The organism is Aeromonas taiwanensis (genome assembly GCF_000820165.1).
GTDB lineage: Bacteria > Pseudomonadota > Gammaproteobacteria > Enterobacterales > Aeromonadaceae > Aeromonas > Aeromonas taiwanensis.
On the sequence record NZ_CDDD01000101.1, the window covers coordinates 29,033 to 47,565 of the forward strand.

Genomic DNA, 18,533 nt, shown 5'->3' on the forward strand with positions numbered 1-18,533 from the left:
CCCGATCAGCCGCGACGTTGACGCACGGCTTCGAACAGGCAGACACCGCTCGCCACCGAGACGTTGAGGCTGGAGACAGCCCCCGCCATGGGGATGCTCACCAGCTCGTCGCAGTGCTCGCGGGTCAGTCGGCGCATGCCCTTGCCTTCGGCGCCCATCACCAGCGCCATGGGGCCGGTGAGTTTCGCCTGGTAGAGGTCGTGATCCGCCTCGCCGGCGGTACCGACGATCCAGACACCGCGCTCCTGCAGCTCGCGCAGGCTGCGCGCCAGGTTGGTGACCTGGATGAGCGGCACCACCTCGGCGGCGCCGCAAGCCACCTTGCGCACGATGGGCGTCAGGCCGGTGGCCTTGTCCCGCGGCACGATCACCGCATGCACCCCGGCCGCATCGGCACTGCGCAGGCAGGCGCCGAGGTTGTGCGGATCGGTCACGCCGTCCAGCACCAGCAGGAAGGGTGCAGTCTCTTGCGCCGCCAGACAATCCAGCAGGCTGGCCAGGTCGTGCTCAGCCAGCTTCGGCGCTTCAATGACCTTGGCCATGATGCCCTGGTGATTGTTGCCTTCCGCCTTGTCATCCAGCGTCTTGCGGTTCACGCTCTGCACCCTGATGCCGAGGGACTCCAGCTCCGCCAGCAGGGGCTGCAGCCGCTCGTCATCGCGGCCCTTGAGGGCCCACACTTCGATGAAGCGCTCGGGGGTACGCTCCAGCAGCGCGGAGACGGCGTGAATGCCGTAGATCAATTCAGTACTCATTTCGTGCTCTTGGCCTTGTCGCGAGCCTTCTTGCTCGGTCGTCTGTTGCTGGGTTTGGCACGGCCACCCTTGTCGGATTTGCCGCTCTCCTTGCCCTCTTTGCGTTTCTCGTGGCGCTGGGCGCTCTTGGCCTTCTCTTTCTTGATCTCGGCCTGCTTGCGCGCCATCTCCTTGGCGTTCTTGCCGGTGGCCTTGAGCGGCTCTTCCACCATCACGAAGTCGATCTTGCGATCGTCCAGGTTCACGCCCATCACCTTGACCCGCACCTTGTCACCCAGACGGTAGCGACGGCGGAAGTTCTCGCCGATCAGCTGCTGGTGCAGGGGGTCGAACTGGTAGTAGTCGTTGGTGAGGGTGCTGACGTGCACCAGACCGTCGATGTGGATCTCCGCCAGGCGCACGAAGAAGCCGAAGCCGGTGACGCTGGCGATGACGCCGTCAAACTCGTCACCCACGTGATCCAGCATGTACTCGCACTTGAGCCAGTCGGCCACGTCGCGGGTGGCGTCGTCGGCACGACGCTCGGTCATGGAGCAGTGCTCGCCCATCGGGTCCACTTCTTCCAGTTGGTAGTGGTAGCCACCGCTCGGGGTCCACTTGTGGCGCAGGTTGCCCTGCTGCTCCTTGGCGGTCTGGTACTTGATCGCCCGGTGCAGGATGAGGTCGGGGTAGCGACGGATCGGCGAGGTGAAGTGAGCGTAGGACTTCAGGGCCAGACCGAAGTGGCCGATGTTGTCGGCCTGATAGATGGCCTGGCGCATGGAGCGCAGCAGCATGGTGGAGAGCAGCTCTGCATCCGGGCGCCCTTCAAACTTGGCGGCCAGCTCGGCAAAGTCTTTCGGCTCGGGCTCCAGGCCCCCCTTGAGTTCCAGGCCCAGCTCGGCCAGGAAGTCACGGAAACCGGTGAGGCGCTCCTCGCCCGGGCGGTCGTGTACCCGGAACAGGGCGGAGGCCTCGTTCTTCTCGATGTAGCGGGCAGCGGCCACGTTCGCCTGGATCATGCACTCTTCGATGATCTTGTGGGCGTCGTTGCGCACCAGCGGCACGATGCGGTCGATCTTGCGCTGGGCGTTGAAGATGAAGCGGGTCTCCTCGCTCTCGAACTCCACCGCACCGCGCTGGTGACGGGCATGCTTGAGCGCCTTGTAGAGGTTGTTCAGCTCTTCAATGTGGCCCACCAGGGGATCATATTGCTGACGCAGCTTGGGATCCCCGTCCAGGATCGCCGCCACCTTGGTGTAGGTCAGACGAGCGTGGGAGTTCATCACGGCTTCGTAGAACTTGTAACCGGACATGCGGCCGGCGGCGGAGATGGTCATCTCGCACACCATGCAGAGGCGGTCCACCTGGGGGTTCAGGGAGCAGAGGCCGTTGGAGAGCACCTCGGGCAGCATGGGCACCACGAATTCCGGGAAGTAGACGGAGTTGCCGCGCTGGTAGGCTTCGGTGTCGAGGGCCGTGCCCGGCTTCACATAGGCGGAGACGTCGGCAATGGCGACCCACAGGCGCCAGCCGCCGCCGCGCTTGGCTTCACAGAAGACCGCGTCATCGAAGTCGCGGGCATCTTCCCCGTCGATGGTGACCAGCGGCAGGGCACGCAGGTCGATGCGGCCTTCTTTGGCTTTCTCCGGCACCTGTTCGCCCAGACCGGCGACCTCCTTGGTCACCTCCTCGGGCCAGGTGTGCGGAATGCCGTGGGTACGCAGGGCGATCTCGATCTCCATGCCCGGCGCCATGTTCTCACCCAGCACCTCCAGCACGGAACCGACCGCATTGAAACGGGCGGTGGCACGCTGGTTGATGCGCACGACCACGACCTGGCTCTGGCGAGCGCCCTTGTTCTCCCCTTCCGGGATGATGATGTCCTGGCCGATGCGGCTGTCGTCGGGTACCACGAAACCCACACCGTTCTCGACGAAGTAGCGACCGACGATGTCCGCCTCGCGGGCCTTGAGCAGGCGCACCAGACGCGCCTCCTGGCGCCCCTTGCGATCGATTTCGGTCGGCTGCACCAGGGCATAATCGCCGTGCATCAGACGCTGCATCTCGCGGTTGTTCAGGAAGAGATCCGCTCCACCACCTTCGGGACGCAGAAAACCGAATCCATCTTTGTGGCCAAGCACATAGCCTTTGACCAGATTCAGACGATCCGGCAGGGCGTAACATTGGTTGCGCGTGAATACCAGTTGCCCATCGCGCTCCATGGCGCGCAGACGACGGCGAAGGGCTTCCAACGGCTCTTCCTCGGTCAGCTTGAGGACCTTGGCCAGCTCTTCACGGGACATGGGTTTTTCATGGCCCTTGATGAGCTCCAGCAGCATCTCGCGGCTGGCGATGGGATTTTCGTATTTTTCGGCCTCGCGTTGGAGGAAAGGATCTTTTTGAGACATAAGCAGGCCTTAGGGTAGGTAGTTACGCAGACATTATATCGAAGGGGGGAGCTAATGGCATCCATCGACTGCCTTTTGGCCATTCTCTCTGTCATACTGGCCGCAGTTTGCAGGTATGTGAGACTCGGAACTCATGAGCAAGGACTCGTTCGCCCAATCTGCCGCCTATTTGAAACAGGCGGTACCCCTGATGATCAAGTATCAAATCCCCACCACGCCGCACAATTACCACCTCTGGTACAACTATGTCTCCGGCGACATGCCCGAGCTGAACCAGGCCATCGATCAGGCCATCAAGCTACAGGGCACCTTCTCCCTTTCCACCTGTGAGCGTCTCTATCACCAGCACCTCGCCAGTCAGGACGAGCGACAGCTCGAGGAGATGAAGCTCAGCCTCGCCGCCATGGCCAACGAGCTCGGTAGCTCCATGCATGACGCCCTGGTGGATACCGGCCAGTTCCAGGCCATGCTCGACAAGAGCTTCGACAAGTTGAGTCTCATCGACGACGAGGGGCTGAGCCTGGACGACACCATGGCCATCTTGCGGGAGCTGGTACGCGAGTCGCGGGACGTACGCATGTCCACCCTGCACTTTCGCAGTCAGCTCAGCAATGCCGAGAAGGAGATCAAGGAACTGCGCGAGGCACTCAACGAGACCCGCAAGCTGGCCAACGAGGATGCCCTCACCAACCTGCTCAACCGCCGTGCCTTCGATCTGGAGCTGGACAGCCTGATCCGCAGCAAGCGCCCCTTCTCGCTGATCATGGCCGACATCGATCGCTTCAAGAGCTTCAACGACGAATATGGCCACCTGCTCGGTGACCAGGTGCTGCGCATCGTCGGCAAACGACTGCGAGAGGCCAGCAAGGAGGGGATCACGGCCTATCGCCTCGGCGGTGAAGAGTTTGCGATACTGGTGCCGAACCGAGCCCTTGCGCTAACCCGCCAGATGGCCGAAAGCCTGCGTCGCATCATAGAGCGGATGTCGATCCTGGATCGCAAGTCTGGCCGGCGCATCGACCACATCACCGCCTCTTTCGGCGTGGGGGAATATAGCGGCCAGGAGACGGGCGACAGCCTGGTCGAGCGCACCGACAAGCTGCTCTACAAGGCCAAGGAGCTGGGGCGCAACCGGGTGATGCCATTGCCCTCCTGAACGTCCATACGATAAAGGCCGGTCAATGACCGGCCTTTTTCATGCTCACCACACCAGGATCAGAGGCTTTTCAGCTTCTCTTCCGGCAGGGCCAGCTCGTCGTTGCGGTTGACGCCGATGCCGCGCTCCAGCACGTGGCGGGCGATGGCGTGCGCCTCTTCCAGGGAGTGCATGCTGTAGGTGCCGCACTGATATTCGTTGAGCTCGGGGATCTTGCCCTGCTCCTGCACGGTCAGCACGTCGCTCATGGCGGCCTGCCAGGCGGCGCCGACACGGGCCTCATCCGGTGCGCCAATCAGGCTCATGTAGAAGCCGGTGCGGCATCCCATGGGAGAGATGTCGATGATCTCGACCCCATTCCCATTGAGATGGTCACGCATAAAGCCGGCAAACAGGTGCTCGAGGGTATGGATGCCGCGCTCGGAGAGGATCTCCTGGTTCGGCACGCAGAAACGCAGGTCGAACACTGTGATGGTGTCCTTGTTCGGGGTCTGCATGGTCTTGGCCACCCGCACTGCAGGGGCTGCCATGCGGGTGTGGTCGACGGTAAAACTGTCCAATAACGGCATTTCTGACTCCTGATGTGGTTACGAGAACCAGCCCCCGCTGGGCAGCTGATCCTTGCATTGTCGATACTGGGCGCCGTAGCGTTGGGCTCGGGCCTCCACCTTGCGGGAGACTTTCATCAGCCACCCCTTGCTGCGGTAACTGCCACGTCGGTAGCCACCCCAGCCTTCGTGATAATTCAGATACTGGCCATAGGCATCCCACTTGGAAGTGCCATTGAGCCGTTGTGCCTTGCTAGTGTACCAGCCCATGAAATCGATGGCGTCGGCAAAGTCGTCCCGATCACTCCAGCCGTTCCCGGTTTCCCGCTGGTAATCATCCCAGGTCTCGTCCTTCACCTGGGCGTAGCCGTAGGCGGAACTCGCCCGCCCGGTCGGGATGAAAAGGAAGTACTGCATCGGCGGTTGGGCATCGTGTACGAAGGAGGACTCCTGATACATCATGGCCATCACCACCTGCACCGGCGTTCCCCACCGCTCGTTCATCCTGAGTGCCGCCTTGTGCCAGTCAGGCTTCTCGCGAAAGATCTGGCACAGGTTTTCTGGCTGGGCCGGCGGGCGGGTACTGCAGGCGGTCAGACCAAACACCAGGCCAGCCACCACGGTGAGACGCATCCACATCAGATGGCGTCTTCGTTCTCTTCGCCGGTACGGATGCGAATGACGCGCTCCACCTCGCAGACGAAGATCTTGCCATCACCAATCTTGCCGGTGCGGGCGGTATTCTGGATAGCTTCCAGGCAGGCATCGAGATCCTCGTCCTGGACCACCAGCTCCACCTTCACCTTGGGCAGGAAGTCGACCATGTACTCGGCACCGCGATAGAGTTCGGTGTGGCCTTTCTGGCGACCGAAGCCTTTCACTTCGGAGACGGTCATGCCGTTGATGCCGATCTCGGCCAGGGCTTCGCGCACATCGTCCAGCTTGAACGGTTTGATGATGGCTTCAATCTTCTTCATGGTGACTCCTTACCAGTTCTGTTTGCCGAACCCGGACGTGATGGGATAACGGCGATCCTTACCAAAGTTGCGGGCCGTGATGCGAGGCCCGACCGCGGCCTGACGGCGCTTGTATTCGTTGAGGTCCACGAGGCGGATCACCTTGCGCACCACCGCCTCTTCGAAGCCCTCCGCCACCATGTCGGCCACGGAGGCATCCTCTTCCACATAGCGCTTGAGGATGGCATCTAGGATGTCGTAGGGAGGCAGGCTGTCCTGATCCACCTGATCCGGTGCGAGTTCTGCCGAAGGGGGACGATCGATGACCCGCTGCGGGATCACATACTCCACGCTGTTGCGGTATTCGCACAGCTTGAAGACCAGGGTCTTGGGGACATCCTTGAGCACGTCAAAACCGCCGGCCATGTCGCCATAGAGGGTGGCGTAACCGACCGCCATCTCGCTCTTGTTGCCGGTGGTCAGCACGATGCGACGACGCTTGTTGGAGAGGGCCATCAAGAGCACACCGCGGCAACGGGCCTGCAGGTTCTCTTCGGTGGTGTCGCGAGCCGTCCCTTCGAACAGCGGTGCAAGCTGGGCCATGAAACCTTCGAACATGGGCTCGATGGAGATGATGTTGAATTCCACCCCCATCCGCTCGGCCTGTTCCTTGGCATCTTCGACGCTCATCTGGGCGGTATAGCGGAACGGCATCATGACCGCCTGCACCTTGTCGACCCCGATGGCATCGGCTGCGATGGCGAGCGTCAGTGCCGAGTCGATCCCGCCGGAGAGACCGAGTACGGCCCCCTGAAAACCGTTCTTGGTGACATAGTCGCGCACCGCCAGTACCAGAGCCTGATAGGTCTCGGCCAGCGGCTCGAGCGGCGCGGCAGGCTCCCGCACCTTCACCGGTTCACCGTCAGCAAAGCGCACCAGCGCCAGCTCTTCGGCGAAGGGGGCCAGCTTGTGAGTCAGCTCGCCCTGGCTGTTGAACACCTTGGAGCAACCGTCGAAGATCAGCTCATCCTGGCCACACACCTGGTTGAGGTAGACCAGCGGCAAGCCAGCCTGCTCACAACGCTCCACTATCAGCTCGCGGCGGATCCAGGGTTTCTCCTGATCGTAGGGGGAGGCGTTGATGGTGATCAGCACGTCGGCACCAGCGGCCTTGACGGCCAGCGCCGGCCCTGGTTGCCAGAGATCTTCGCAAATGAGCAGTCCCAGTCGATGGCCACGGAATGGCACCACGCAGCTCTCGGTTCCTGCGGTGAAGTAACGCTTCTCGTCGAAGACACCGTAGTTGGGAAGATCCTGCTTGAAGTAGCGCGCCACCAGCTTGCCCTGCTCATAGAGAGAAGCCGCGTTGTAGAGCTTCTCCCCTTCACGCCAGGGGTGCCCCACCAGAATGGCGCAGTTGCCCTGCCATGCGGCGACGCGGGCCAGCGCAGCTTCTGCCCGGATCATCAGGTCGGCGCGCAGCAGCAGATCTTCCGGCGGATAGCCGGTCAGGGCCAGCTCGGAACACACCAGCAGATCGGCACCTTGCAGATCGGCCTCAGCGGCGGCAGCCAGTACCTTGTCACAGTTATCTTCGATAGCGCCTACCGTCAGATTTAACTGGGCAAGCATCAGAGAGAGGGCGTTTGCCATGGCGATGCATCTTGAATTCGAAAATGATGGGGAATGATAAAGAAAAGGCGCTGGCTGTGCCAGCGCCTTGGGGGGAAGGGGTATCATTACTCCCCCACCCTGTCTGACTACATGTAGGCCCCGGCCTCCATATCACCGCGCTTCAGGCTAGGGCACTGTGGTGCACGTCGTCGTTGGTGTCGGCGTCGCTGCTGGTGATGCGGTCAGCAATGTCTCCTGTACCATCATCACACATCCCCCTACCGAAGTGCCGCTGGCAGGCAGGGTAAAAGTCTGAGAGGCTGGCGTAATCTGGTAACCACTCTTCGACAGGGTAAGCGTAAAACTGCTGCCAGGTACCCCGCTGCACGAATAGTTTGGTTTTGCCGGTTTGCCCAGATCCAGCACCTGACACGTCACATTGGCATTGTTGACGCCAACGGTCAGGCCAATAGAGGTGGCATCGCAAGAGACCGAACTGTTTTTCAAGCCATTACCGTTACCCGTCGTCTTCAGCTGCAAACATTCTACGATCCCGTGAATGCTGGTAACCGGTTGGTTTTGAATACTGACCAGCATGGTAGAAGTCATGGCTGCTGTGACATCCTCAGGCAGTACGGGTGACCCCACGACTCCCGAATTCCCCTGATAACTTTTCACCGTGATGGTGATCGGGCTATCGACGGGCGGTGTACCAGAGAAGGTCGTACTCTTGGCCGTCAGCACCCCACGACTGTAAGTGCCGTAATAGTTATTGTCCGGGTCGACGATAGTGGCAATTGGCTGGCTGGTCACGGTGCCCTTGTTGGCATCGCTGCTGCTCCATTCGCTCAGCAGCGTCATGTTCACATCCTGGAACGTGATCTTGGCCAGAATCGGCTCGGTCACGCCTCCTTTAAAGACTTCATCACTTAGATAGCTGGGGGGCATGATATCCACGTAGATACCACGGCTTATCAATTGCCTGGAGCCGATCGATGTCGACAAGGCGGTGGTACTGTCACCAGCCCGATTTGCTGCCAGCCAGCTATTGAATGACTGGATCGCCGGGGAAGAGTTGGGGACGGACCAACTGCTGTCAGTTGTGCCAGCAAAGGCCGTTTTCTGCCATTTGGCATGCTCTGTTACCACATAGGCTACATAGGCCTGATAGTTCGCCAGATTGGTTGCATCATTCAGAAAGCTGGCCGAAAAACTGGTCAGGCTCGCAAGACGCCAATCCGGTGCAGGTCGGTAGAAACCATCAATGCGGATGAAGCGGCAGGCATCCTGATAATCACCTGTACTGGCAGCCACCAGATTGGCACCGCTCGCTTGGTATCTACCTCTGCTCGTATTTAGCGGGGCATAATAGCCCGCAAACCCTTGGGTACTCACATCATAATGTTCGCTGCAGCAGGTCGAGCAGAGTGTTTCCTGTTGATTGGCATTGCCCTTCAGCATCCCGACCGACTTGCTCAACTGTGTACCCGACTTCCAATATTGCAGGCCATCCGACTCGATATAATAGGGACGTGCAGGCAAATAAGCCGTTCCCGTACCACCGGAAAAAGTGCAGCTGCAATAAACCGTGGCAGTATCCTGCACCGACTGCCTCTGGCTGCCGGATCCTATTGTCTGGTAAGTCGCTGTATCAAATTGAATGGTTCGGCTGGAACTGGAGCCCCCCGATATATGGGGTAAAGGCTTGCTCGTCTCTTTATTGCTGCCATTACCAAGCGCTACCGCGACCACGTCCGGAACGCTTCCCTTTGTATAGTCAACAGTGGGATTTTCACGGGGTTTGACCAGACCATCCCCTGTTTCATCGCTGGTGAAGGAGCCCGTGGGTGAAATAGCTCCAGCTAGCTCCAAATAACGGCCGGAGCCATCATTGTCATTCCAGGTGACTCTCACCACAATCCGCTTGCGTTCCGGATAGTCGTAAAGATAAGTGGCAGGCTGGGTTGTCGACCAGACACCACCATTCAGAAACTGATTGGTAACCGTCCAGTTCACTGCATAACTGTCGTTCGAGAGTGATTGGCTGCCACTACCGGTGACAATGTCTTTATAAGCAGTAAGTGGCGGGGTCGCAGAGCGTACTTCGTTGAAGTTGCGAAACTCATCGAGCTTTGACTCAGCCAATCGCATGGCGATTTCGTAGCGCCCTCCTTCCCGGGCCGTGCTCAACATGCCACGTGCCAGCGAGACCAGCCCGGCCACCCCCACCCCGAGCAGCACCAGGGTAATCAGGATCTCCAGCAGACCAAATCCTTTCTGCTTGTTCATATGCGCTCCTCGCCTTACCAATCCCGCCAACTGCCGGGCACCATCTTTGTGGTCTGAAAACTGGCGCCTTGCTGAACACCGTCAAGCACGGATTGATCGTATTTGACATTGAAAGTACCGCTGGTGATATCGATAGGGGCATTGGCAATCAGGGAGCCATTCACCGTTGCCGTACCATTCGCTTTCACCCGTGGAGAGTTACTCGGATCATCAGAATGCGCGAAGATGATGCCATTGAATACCAAACCGCCATTCATAGTCAGATCACCATCCCGGACAATCAGCACCACGGGAGCAGCCGCACTTCCGATCAGGCTCGCAGTGAAGTCGCAATCGACACCGATATCGACAATGAAAATCCCGGTCGATGCAGCCCCAAGAGAGCTGCAATTGGGGATAGAGATCGCCCCGTTATCGAACATGTTGGCCCAACCTTCATCGGTATCCGGCTCTCCAAACAGGTACCAGAGCAGATCATCTGGGAAGGCGGGATCATTTGCCTTGATATCTGCTCCTATATCGTTCGTATCGCTTAGATTGGTGCTGCAACTGCCTCCGCTATAGTCCCCCTGATGGCAGGTCTGCCAGGAACCACTGCCCCCGACAGCCTGATCAGACCAAACCGACAACGGCACACCTGGCCCACCACCGTTGGGATTCGAGACCACGGTAAAGTTCCCCCCGATAGAGGTCCCCCCGGCAACCATCAGCGGCACCGCCTTTGCAGCGGAGAGTAGATGATAGCCTGCCACCTGAACCCGCACGGTGGCGGTTCCCAGATTGCTGGGCAAGGTGGCGGTGGATACCAACTCTACCGGCGTCACATCAAGAGTATTGGGGGGGGTTCCGACCGTGATCGGCGTTGTGTTGGTCGCAGTAAGCAGATATGTGCCTTGCGCCGAGCTGACCGTCAAGCCGCCGCTGGGAATGGCAATACCGGCATCCTGCCGGCTCAGACCATCGGCAATGCCCAGCTCAGCCAGCGCCAGGGCCTGCCGATATTGCACCTCGTTGACGCTAACCTTGCGGTCGGCCACCATCAGCTTCCCCACAAGCAGGGAAATGCCAACAAGGATAAGGATCAGCAGCAGGGTGACCGTAAAGGTAGTGAAACCGGCGTGACGTTTCATGGCATCAAAACCCGTCGTTGCGCAGCTTGATATCCCGCTGCAAAGTGAGCGTCAGGGCCGGGGATTTAATATCGTTGCCCGTGATAGTAAGTCTGATGCTTCTGACCCCTGTGGAAACGGAACCGGAGAGCATGCTAAAACTCAGCGCACTGACCGCAATCGTGTCATCGGAGCTGAGCTTGCTGCCTGCCGAACAACTGGCTGTGTCTCCTTGATCCAGCCTCACTGCCTTGTCGGCACTGCTGTAGTTATAAAACCGAGTCTCACCGGCCGCAGAGGTGTTGTCCAACACACCATCCGCATTGTCGTCGTATTTCACCTTGATGCAGCCGCTCACCAGATCTGTGGCCGGATCGAAATAGAATGGGGAGGTCGCACCAGAAACCAATGTATGTGCAGCTGCACTGGCGTCATAACCTGCACGCTGGATATCACGGGCCATCATGTCCGTAATCGATTGAAGTTCCTGATTGAGGCGACTGACCTGCATCGCCGTCTTGTTGGCCTTGAGTATGCTAGCAAAGAGTGCCGAAGCGGCGGCGACCAGTAGCAAACCCGCCACCATGGCCACCATTAGCTCCACCAGGTTGAAACCTTTCATACGATGGCGTCTCAGCATGTGTTCCCCTCCACGCAGGTACTGATCCGGCCATAGGTTGCGATGACCACCCTGTTCGTCGTGCTGGCATCATTGGAGACGCTCAGATTGCCTCCGAGAAAGGTGCCCCGGCGTGGCGTGAAAGTGATGCTGGCGGTGGAGCCACTCTTGTATTGGTTCGACGCATCGATCACCACGCCGCCAAACTCGTTTGCATCGGCGCCTTTGCGGCCCTCGATACTGGAGCAATGGTCGGCACAGCTGCTGCAGGTAGCGTCTATCGCGATGCGATAACACCAGTTCGACTGACCAGCGTTGAAGAGTTTGAGCGTCAAGGGGCCGCCGCGTTTGATGGCTTCGGACTTGAGCAGCATCATGTCGGTATAAAGCGCCTGGGTGGCGGCCCTGACCATCTGCTCCTGGCGCAGAGAACGATAGCTGGGGAGCGCGACAGCCACCAGGATCGCCACCAATGTCAAGGCGAGTATCAGCTCTATCAAGGTAAAGCCGGACTCCGGCCTGATCCGCATTTCCATGTTTGCCTAGACTCCTGTCTATAGCCCGTTCTCGGGCTGGCGAGTACTATCCTATGATAGTCCCAACTCACTTATGGAACCATGCCGATGCCGCTACGCTTCGCAAGAGGAATAACGCTGATTGAATTGATGGTCGTGGTCGCCATCGTGGCCATCATTGCCGCCATTGCCTATCCCTCTTTCCAGAATGGATTGTTACACTCCCGACGCACCGATGCATTCAAGACTCTGATGACCATGCAACTCAAACAGGAGGAGTATCGGATCACCAGCAGCGCTTACAGCACGAACCTGGCGGATCTTGGCAACCCCAGCAGCAACTATTACAGTTTTTCCGTGGTTGCGGCCTCGACCAGTGCCGCCACCTACAAGCTGCAAGCTCAGGCCAGCGGAGCTCAGAGCAATGATACCGGTTGTACCCTGCTCACCATCACCAAGGCCGATGTGAAGGAGCCTGCCGACTGCTGGAAGTGAGCCTTCATAACCATCAGCACCCGGTTGAAGATACCTGAGAGGAATACCTCTCATGCATAGATCATGGATAGGGAAAACACAGGAATAAGAAGAAAGTGAAGCCTGTACCAATCATGGCCCTTTCCCCGGAAGCGCCTTTGGCCTCGATACTGGAGTTGCTCGCTCTGCCTACAAAAATGCCGACGCTGGGCCGGCATTTTCATCAGAGGATACGAAGTTCGGGGGGGACTTCGAATACCACGTTTTCCTCGCGGCCCGGATGCTCCGTCACTATCTTGCCTCCCAGCTCGCGCAGACGGGCGATAACGTTTTGTACCAGCACATCGGGTGCAGAGGCACCCGCAGTGACCCCGATACGTTCGACACCGTCCAGCCAGTGAGGGTCAATCATGGACGCATCGTCGATGAGGTAGGCCTGGGTCCCCACCTTCTCGGCCAGCTCCCGCAACCGGTTGGAGTTGGAGGAGTTGCGCGATCCCACCACCAGCATGGCATCCACCAGCCCTGCCATCTCCCGCACCGCATCCTGGCGGTTCTGGGTGGCATAGCAGATGTCATCCTTGCGCGGCCCCTGGATCTTGGGGAAGTGCGCCCGCAGCGCATCGATAACGTCTGAGGTCTCGTCCACGCTGAGGGTGGTCTGGGTGACGAAGCAGAGGTCATCCGGGTTCTTCACCTTGAGCCTGGCCACATCTTCCGGTGTCTCCACCAGATACATGCCGCCTTCGGCGTTCTCGTACTGCCCCATGGTGCCGATCACCTCGGGGTGGCCGGCATGACCGATGAGCACGGCTTCGGAGCCCTTGCGACTGGCGCGATGGACCTCCATGTGCACCTTGGTCACCAGCGGACAGGTGGCATCGAACACCTTGAGAGCGCGGGACTTGGCCATCTCGCGCACCGCCTTGGAGACGCCGTGGGCGGAGAAGATGACGATGCTGTCGTCCGGCACCTCATCCAGCTCCTCGACGAAGACGGCGCCCGCCTCCTTGAGCTTGTTCACCACGTAGCGGTTGTGCACCACTTCATGACGGACATAGATGGGGGCACCGAACTTCTCCAGTGCGCTCTCGACGATGCTGATGGCGCGGTCGACACCGGCACAGAAGCCACGGGGATTTGCGAGCAGGATATCCATCAGTTCACTTTCTCCTCGTCATCAACCCCCAGGATCTCCACCTCGAAGGTGACGGTGTGGCCGGCCAGGGGGTGGTTGAAATCGACCGTCACCGACATCCCTTCCACCGCCCGGATGATGCCCGGCAGCTCGCTGCCGTTGGGCTGGTCGAACAGTATGATGGTACCGACCTTGGGCTCCACCTCGGCGCCGAACTTGGCGCGGTCCAGATGGTAGATGTTGTCGGGGTTGGAGAGGCCGAACGCCTGCTCCGGTGCCAGGGTAAAACTCTTGCTCTCCCCCTCGCGCAGCCCCAGCAGACACTGCTCGAAGCTCGGCGTCAGGCTGCCATCCCCCATCCGCAGACGGGCCGGCTTGCCGTGCAGTGCCGTGCTGTCGGCCACCGAGCCATCTTCCAGCTTGATGGAGAAGTGGAACAATACGCTGCTGTCAGCGGCAATCGGCTGGCTCATGAGGTCGCCTCCTTCTTCTTCTCACTGCGGAACCCTTCCAGCACTATCATGGCGGCACCGATGAAGATGAAGCTGTCGGCCAGATTGAACGCCGGCCAATGGGCGCGCTGCCAGTAGAAGTCGAGGAAGTCGACAACGTGGCCCAGCACCAGCCGATCAAACACGTTGCCGAGCGCCCCGCCGATGATCAGGCTGTAAGCGATACCGCTCCAGCGCTGGGTGACGGATTGCTTGCGCAACCAGTGGATCAGCAGGCCGCAGATGGCGAACGCCAGCACGGCGAAGAACCAGCGCTGCCAGCCCCCCTGATCGGCCAGGAAGCTGAAAGCCGCCCCCTTGTTGTAGACGTGGACCAGATTGAAGAAGGGGGTGATCTCCACCCCCGGGTAGCCAAACGGCAGCAACTTGACCACGGCGAGCTTGCTCGCCTGGTCCAGTACGAAGGCCAGCACCGCCAGCCACAGCCAACGCAGGCCGGTTTTGTTGTTCATCTCGTTTTGAGTCATGTTCATCAGGCAAATTGACGAGTTTCGCCGTCACCCTCGACGTTGGTGACACAGCGGCCACAGATCTCTTCGTGGCCTGCGATGGTACCCACGTCTTCCACATGGTGCCAGCAGCGGTCGCACTTGGCAGCGACAGACTGGGTCACGCTCAGCCACAGGTCATCGCGCTCAGTCTCTACTGCGTCTGCCGGAGCGGCATCGACGCTGACCACCTTGGCCTTGGAGGTGAGCAGCACGAAGCGCAGCTCATCGGCCAGGGCGTTCAGACGCGCGGCCAGCTCAGGCTTGGCGAACAGGGTCAGCTCGGCTTGCAGGGAACCGCCGATGCGCTTCTCGCCACGGGCTACTTCCAGCGCCTTGTTCACTTCACCGCGCACGGTGAGGATCTCGGCCCAGAACTCGTCGTTCAGCACTTCGCCCGCTTCCAGCCCGAACAGGCCGTCGTACCACTCCTCGGTGAATACAAACTCGCCGCGCTCGCCCGGCAGAAGGGCCCAGATCTCGTCGGCGGTGAAGCTCATGATGGGCGCCATCCAGCGCACCATGGCCTCGGCGATGTGATAGAGGGCGGTCTGGCAGGAGCGACGGGCCAGGCTGTCAGCCTTGGCTGTGTACTGACGATCCTTGATGACGTCCAGATAGAAGGAGCCCATCTCGATGGAGCAGAACTGCATCAGCTTCTGGGTCACACCATGGAAGTTGTACTCGTCGAACGCCGCCACGATCTCGGCCTGTACCGCCTTGGCACGGCCCACGGCCCAGCGATCCACCACCACCATGTCGGCCGGTGCCACCATGTCGGTCGCCGGATTGAAGCCGTTCAGGTTGGCCAGCAGGAAGCGGGCGGTGTTGCGGATACGGCGATAGGCATCGGCGGAGCGCTTGAGGATCTCGTCGGAGACGGTCATCTCGCCGGTGTAGTCGGTGCTGGCGACCCACAGACGCAGAATGTCGGCACCCAGCTTGTTCATCACGTCCTGCGGGCTCACCACGTTGCCAATGGACTTGGACATCTTGCGACCCTGACCATCCACGGTGAAGCCGTGAGTCAGCACCTGGTTGTAGGGGGCCTTGTCTTTCATCGCCACGCCGATCATCAGGGAGGACATGAACCAGCCGCGGTGCTGGTCAGAGCCTTCCAGATACATGTCGGCCGGCTTGCCGTTGAACTCGGGACGGGCGTCGACCACGGAGGCGTGGGTAGAGCCGGAGTCGAACCAGACGTCCAGGGTATCGGGCACTTTCTCGTAGTTGTCGGCGTCCGCGCCCAACAGCTCGGCCTTGTCCAGATCCCACCAGGCCTGGATGCCGGACTGCTCGACCCGCTTGGCCACCTCTTCCATCAGGCGCACGGAATCCGGGTGCAGCGCCTGGGTATCCTTGTGGACAAACAGGGAGATGGGCACACCCCAGGTACGCTGACGGGAGATACACCAGTCAGGACGGTTCTCGACCATTGCCTGGATGCGGTTCTTGCCCCAGGCCGGCACCCAGCCGCTCTGGCCGTGTTGGGCGATGCCCTCTTTCTCGATACGCTCGATCTCTTCCAGGGCGCGCTTGCGCAGACCCTTCTGCTCCATGCTGATGAACCACTGGGGGGTGGCGCGGAAGATGATCGGGGTCTTGTGACGCCAGCAGTGCGGGTAGGAGTGGTTGAACACCTTGTGGTGCAGCAGGGCGCCGCGCTCGGTCAGCACCTCGACCACGGCCGCATTGGCCTTGAACACGTGCTGGCCGGCAAACAGTTCGGTATCCGGCAGGTAGACGCCGTTGCTGCCAACCGGGTTGGCCACTTCCAGACCGTACTTCTGACCGACCACGAAGTCTTCCTGACCGTGGCCAGGGGCGGTGTGCACCGCGCCGGTACCGGCGTCCAGGGTCACGTGATCACCCAGCACCACGGGCACGTCGAAGCTGTAGAAGGGGTGGTTGAAGCGCAACAGCTCGAGCGCCGCGCCCTTGGCGTAGCCCAGGTTGTGGAAGTGCTCGATGCCGGCGCGATCCATCACGTCCTTGACCAGCTCGGCGGCCAGGATCAGACGCTCGGGGTGTTCGCCCTCGACCTGTACCAGGGCGTAGTCCAGCGCCTCGTGCATGGCGATGGCGCGGTTGGCCGGCAGGGTCCACGGGGTGGTGGTCCAGATCACGGCAGAGAGGGGGCCCTTGCCGGTGTGGCCTTCGGCGCAGTCAAACTTGGCGGCCACGGCAGCCTCGTCGACGGCCTTGAAGCGCACGTCGATGGAGGGGGAGTTCTTGTCGTAGTACTCCACTTCCGCTTCAGCCAGCGCAGAGCCGCAATCGGTACACCAGTGCACCGGCTTGGAGCCTTTGTGCAGGTGGCCGTTTTCAACGATCTTGGCCATGGAGCGGATGATGTTGGCTTCGGTGCCAAAATCCATGGTCAGGTAGGGGTGTTCCCAGTCACCCAGCACGCCCAGACGGATGAAGTCGGTCTTCTGCGCTTCGATCTGGGTCTTGGCGTATTTGCGGCACTCTGCGCGGAATTCGGCGGCGGAAACCTTCTCACCCGGCTTGCCGACCATGCCTTCCACTTTCAGCTCGATGGGCAGACCGTGGCAGTCCCAGCCCGGCACATAGGGGGAGTCGAAGCCGGAGAGGCCCTTGGACTTGATGATGATGTCTTTGAGGATCTTGTTGACCGAGTGACCGATGTGAATGCTGCCGTTCGCATAGGGGGGGCCATCGTGCAGAATGAAAGAAGGCTTGCCCGCTTTGGCGCGGCGAATGGCGCCGTAAAGATCCTGATCGTACCAACGTTTCAGCATGTTGGGTTCGCGCTTGGCCAGATCGCCGCGCATCGGAAACTCGGTTTCCGGCAGATTCAGGGTATGTTTATAGTCGCTCATCAGTCCTGGGTTCCCTTCTTTTCTAAAAGAGTGCTGGGTAAATGAAATTGTGGCAGCCCGAACCAGGCTCGGGCCGCCAGGGCATCTCGTTCGATCTGCTCTTTCAAGGCGGTGAAAGAGTCAAATTTCTGCTCTTCGCGCAGCTTGTGGCGAAGCAGCACCTTGACCTGCTGACCGTATAGATCACCAGAAAAATCAAATAAATGTACTTCCAATCTGGCTTGTGTACCGCTCAAGGTCGGCCGTACACCCACATTGGCGACACCGGGGAAGATCTTGCCGGAACATACCACTTCCACCGCGAACACGCCACCGACCGGGATCACCTGGCGCTTGAGGGCCAGGTTGGCGGTGGGAAAACCTATGGTGCGCCCCAGCTTGTCACCGTGGGCCACCCGACCGCTGATGGCATAGGGGCGGCCGAGCATCAACTCCACCTCCGCCATACGGCCCGCCTTGAGGGCCTCGCGCACCAGCGTGCTGCTGACCCGCTGGCGGGAAAGCTGGAAGCTCTGGGTGCTGATCACCTCGAAGCCGAAGCGCCGTCCCGCCTCTTCCAGCAGGTGGAAGTCCCCTTCCCGCCCCTTGCCAAAGCGAAAATCGTCGCCCACCACCAGATAGTGCACGCCGAGTTTCTCCACCAGCAGTTGCTCGATGAAGGTACTGGCCGCCTGCTCGGCAAAGCGGTGGGTGAAGCGCACGCAGAGCATGCGATCGATCTGCATGGCCTTGAGGGCTTCGTATTTCTCTCGCCAGCGGCTGAGGCGGGCGGGTGCCGCAGCACCGGCAAACAGCTCCAGCGGCTGGGGTTCGAACAGCATGACACAGGCTGGCAAGCCCAGCTGGGCCGCTTTTTCCTGCAAGCGGGTCAACACCGCATGGTGCCCCTGATGAACCCCATCGAAGTTGCCTATGGTCAATACACAGCCCCGGTGACGGGCCTGGATATTGTGAATGCCGCGAATAAGCTCCATCAGTGCCTTGTGCGTTGCTGCCATGGAAATCGGCGGATTATATATCAGGCAGCAGGCAGGGTCAGCCCTGCATTACCCCGATTTCAGCCATCCCGCCCGGTTCCCCGGGCTCGGTCAGGGCCATTCTCCCCCACCGGTCGCCCGGCCCCC

At 60.2% G+C, this 18,533-nt stretch carries 17 protein-coding genes; 2 read left to right on the forward strand and 15 right to left on the reverse strand.

All coding sequences use genetic code 11. The features are described from left to right. Positions 1 to 5: 5 nt before the first annotated feature. Together rlmB and rnr are read right to left on the reverse strand one after the other, a co-directional pair. Entirely contained in the window at positions 6 to 755 is a 750-nt protein-coding gene (rlmB, locus tag BN1136_RS17730; RefSeq protein WP_043757718.1) for a 23S rRNA (guanosine(2251)-2'-O)-methyltransferase RlmB, read from the reverse strand. Further along, on the reverse strand, positions 752 to 3,145 hold the full coding sequence (gene rnr, locus BN1136_RS17735; RefSeq protein WP_043757716.1) for a ribonuclease R: 2,394 nt from the start codon (positions 3,143 to 3,145) through the stop codon (positions 752 to 754). The genes rlmB and rnr overlap by 4 nt, the downstream gene beginning before the upstream one ends. A 133-nt stretch (positions 3,146 to 3,278) precedes the next feature. Here rnr and BN1136_RS17740 point away from each other — a divergent pair, with 133 nt between their 5' ends. Further along, positions 3,279 to 4,301 (forward strand): GGDEF domain-containing protein, encoded by a 1,023-nt coding sequence (locus BN1136_RS17740; RefSeq protein ID WP_043757713.1) that lies wholly within the window; start codon positions 3,279 to 3,281, stop codon positions 4,299 to 4,301. Between the two features lie 59 nt (positions 4,302 to 4,360). Here the strand turns inward: BN1136_RS17740 and luxS are convergent, their stop codons facing one another. From luxS to BN1136_RS17780, 8 genes are all read right to left on the reverse strand, one after another. After that, the gene (luxS, locus tag BN1136_RS17745; protein ID WP_011704660.1) at positions 4,361 to 4,870 is read right to left on the reverse strand and encodes an S-ribosylhomocysteine lyase; all 510 of its coding nucleotides are present in this window, start codon (positions 4,868 to 4,870) and stop codon (positions 4,361 to 4,363) included. 18 nt (positions 4,871 to 4,888) lie between these two features. Next, positions 4,889 to 5,482 (reverse strand): transglycosylase SLT domain-containing protein, encoded by a 594-nt coding sequence (locus tag BN1136_RS17750; protein WP_043757795.1) that lies wholly within the window; start codon positions 5,480 to 5,482, stop codon positions 4,889 to 4,891. Positions 5,483 to 5,487: 5 nt separating this feature from the next. After that, positions 5,488 to 5,826 (reverse strand): nitrogen regulatory protein P-II, encoded by a 339-nt coding sequence (gene glnB / locus BN1136_RS17755; protein WP_005308848.1) that lies wholly within the window; start codon positions 5,824 to 5,826, stop codon positions 5,488 to 5,490. 9 nt (positions 5,827 to 5,835) lie between these two features. After that, positions 5,836 to 7,458 carry an NAD+ synthase gene (locus BN1136_RS17760; protein ID WP_043757709.1) on the reverse strand — a complete coding sequence of 541 codons (1,623 nt, stop codon included), beginning with the start codon at positions 7,456 to 7,458 and terminating at the stop codon, positions 5,836 to 5,838. A gap of 147 nt (positions 7,459 to 7,605) precedes the next feature. Beyond that, positions 7,606 to 9,708, reverse strand: a complete 2,103-nt coding sequence (locus BN1136_RS17765) for a type IV pilus modification PilV family protein (RefSeq protein ID WP_043757707.1) — start codon at positions 9,706 to 9,708, stop codon at positions 7,606 to 7,608. 14 nt (positions 9,709 to 9,722) lie between these two features. Beyond that, positions 9,723 to 10,838, reverse strand: coding sequence for a PilX N-terminal domain-containing pilus assembly protein (locus BN1136_RS17770; protein ID WP_043757704.1), 1,116 nt, complete (start codon positions 10,836 to 10,838; stop codon positions 9,723 to 9,725). A gap of 4 nt (positions 10,839 to 10,842) precedes the next feature. Continuing rightward, positions 10,843 to 11,457 (reverse strand): prepilin-type N-terminal cleavage/methylation domain-containing protein, encoded by a 615-nt coding sequence (locus BN1136_RS17775; RefSeq protein ID WP_152552592.1) that lies wholly within the window; start codon positions 11,455 to 11,457, stop codon positions 10,843 to 10,845. Beyond that, positions 11,451 to 11,972 carry a GspH/FimT family pseudopilin gene (locus BN1136_RS17780; RefSeq protein WP_043757701.1) on the reverse strand — a complete coding sequence of 174 codons (522 nt, stop codon included), beginning with the start codon at positions 11,970 to 11,972 and terminating at the stop codon, positions 11,451 to 11,453. Before BN1136_RS17780 ends, BN1136_RS17775 begins: the two co-directional genes overlap by 7 nt. Before the next feature lie 87 nt (positions 11,973 to 12,059). On the opposite strand from BN1136_RS17780, the gene BN1136_RS17785 reads away from it, so the two are divergent. Next, positions 12,060 to 12,446: a type IV pilin protein gene (locus BN1136_RS17785; RefSeq protein WP_043757698.1), complete on the forward strand. Its 387-nt coding sequence runs from the start codon at positions 12,060 to 12,062 to the stop codon at positions 12,444 to 12,446. 202 nt (positions 12,447 to 12,648) lie between these two features. Here BN1136_RS17785 and ispH read toward each other — a convergent pair whose 3' ends face one another. From ispH to ribF, 5 genes are read right to left on the reverse strand one after another with little or no spacing between them, the layout of a single operon-like run. Then, positions 12,649 to 13,584 carry a 4-hydroxy-3-methylbut-2-enyl diphosphate reductase gene (gene ispH / locus BN1136_RS17790; protein WP_043757695.1) on the reverse strand — a complete coding sequence of 312 codons (936 nt, stop codon included), beginning with the start codon at positions 13,582 to 13,584 and terminating at the stop codon, positions 12,649 to 12,651. Beyond that, positions 13,584 to 14,036, reverse strand: a complete 453-nt coding sequence (gene fkpB / locus BN1136_RS17795; RefSeq protein WP_043757693.1) for an FKBP-type peptidyl-prolyl cis-trans isomerase — start codon at positions 14,034 to 14,036, stop codon at positions 13,584 to 13,586. The genes ispH and fkpB overlap by 1 nt, the downstream gene beginning before the upstream one ends. Then, positions 14,033 to 14,548 carry a signal peptidase II gene (gene lspA / locus BN1136_RS17800; RefSeq protein WP_043757690.1) on the reverse strand — a complete coding sequence of 172 codons (516 nt, stop codon included), beginning with the start codon at positions 14,546 to 14,548 and terminating at the stop codon, positions 14,033 to 14,035. The genes fkpB and lspA overlap by 4 nt, the downstream gene beginning before the upstream one ends. Then, entirely contained in the window at positions 14,548 to 17,409 is a 2,862-nt protein-coding gene (gene ileS / locus BN1136_RS17805; protein WP_043757687.1) for an isoleucine--tRNA ligase, read from the reverse strand. The genes lspA and ileS overlap by 1 nt, the downstream gene beginning before the upstream one ends. Continuing rightward, entirely contained in the window at positions 17,409 to 18,383 is a 975-nt protein-coding gene (ribF, locus tag BN1136_RS17810; RefSeq protein ID WP_043757684.1) for a bifunctional riboflavin kinase/FAD synthetase, read from the reverse strand. The genes ileS and ribF overlap by 1 nt, the downstream gene beginning before the upstream one ends. Positions 18,384 to 18,533 lie beyond the last annotated feature (150 nt).

Bases quoted from the DNA above. Each gene is read 5' to 3' on its own strand.
- ispH (WP_043757695.1), bottom strand. From the start codon at position 13,584: ATGGATATCCTGCTCGCAAATCCCCGTGGCTTCTGTGCCGGTGTCGAC.
- ribF (WP_043757684.1), bottom strand. From the start codon at position 18,383: ATGGAGCTTATTCGCGGCATTCACAATATCCAGGCCCGTCACCGGGGC.
- lspA (WP_043757690.1), bottom strand. From the start codon at position 14,548: ATGAACATGACTCAAAACGAGATGAACAACAAAACCGGCCTGCGTTGG.
- ileS (WP_043757687.1), bottom strand. From the start codon at position 17,409: ATGAGCGACTATAAACATACCCTGAATCTGCCGGAAACCGAGTTTCCG.
- BN1136_RS17765 (WP_043757707.1), bottom strand. From the start codon at position 9,708: ATGAACAAGCAGAAAGGATTTGGTCTGCTGGAGATCCTGATTACCCTG.
- BN1136_RS17780 (WP_043757701.1), bottom strand. From the start codon at position 11,972: ATGGAAATGCGGATCAGGCCGGAGTCCGGCTTTACCTTGATAGAGCTG.
- rnr (WP_043757716.1), bottom strand. From the start codon at position 3,145: ATGTCTCAAAAAGATCCTTTCCTCCAACGCGAGGCCGAAAAATACGAA.
- BN1136_RS17750 (WP_043757795.1), bottom strand. From the start codon at position 5,482: ATGCGTCTCACCGTGGTGGCTGGCCTGGTGTTTGGTCTGACCGCCTGC.
- BN1136_RS17770 (WP_043757704.1), bottom strand. From the start codon at position 10,838: ATGAAACGTCACGCCGGTTTCACTACCTTTACGGTCACCCTGCTGCTG.
- BN1136_RS17785 (WP_043757698.1), top strand. From the start codon at position 12,060: ATGCCGCTACGCTTCGCAAGAGGAATAACGCTGATTGAATTGATGGTC.
- BN1136_RS17760 (WP_043757709.1), bottom strand. From the start codon at position 7,458: ATGGCAAACGCCCTCTCTCTGATGCTTGCCCAGTTAAATCTGACGGTA.
- BN1136_RS17775 (WP_152552592.1), bottom strand. From the start codon at position 11,457: ATGCTGAGACGCCATCGTATGAAAGGTTTCAACCTGGTGGAGCTAATG.
- glnB (WP_005308848.1), bottom strand. From the start codon at position 5,826: ATGAAGAAGATTGAAGCCATCATCAAACCGTTCAAGCTGGACGATGTG.
- luxS (WP_011704660.1), bottom strand. From the start codon at position 4,870: ATGCCGTTATTGGACAGTTTTACCGTCGACCACACCCGCATGGCAGCC.
- fkpB (WP_043757693.1), bottom strand. From the start codon at position 14,036: ATGAGCCAGCCGATTGCCGCTGACAGCAGCGTATTGTTCCACTTCTCC.
- rlmB (WP_043757718.1), bottom strand. From the start codon at position 755: ATGAGTACTGAATTGATCTACGGCATTCACGCCGTCTCCGCGCTGCTG.
- BN1136_RS17740 (WP_043757713.1), top strand. From the start codon at position 3,279: ATGAGCAAGGACTCGTTCGCCCAATCTGCCGCCTATTTGAAACAGGCG.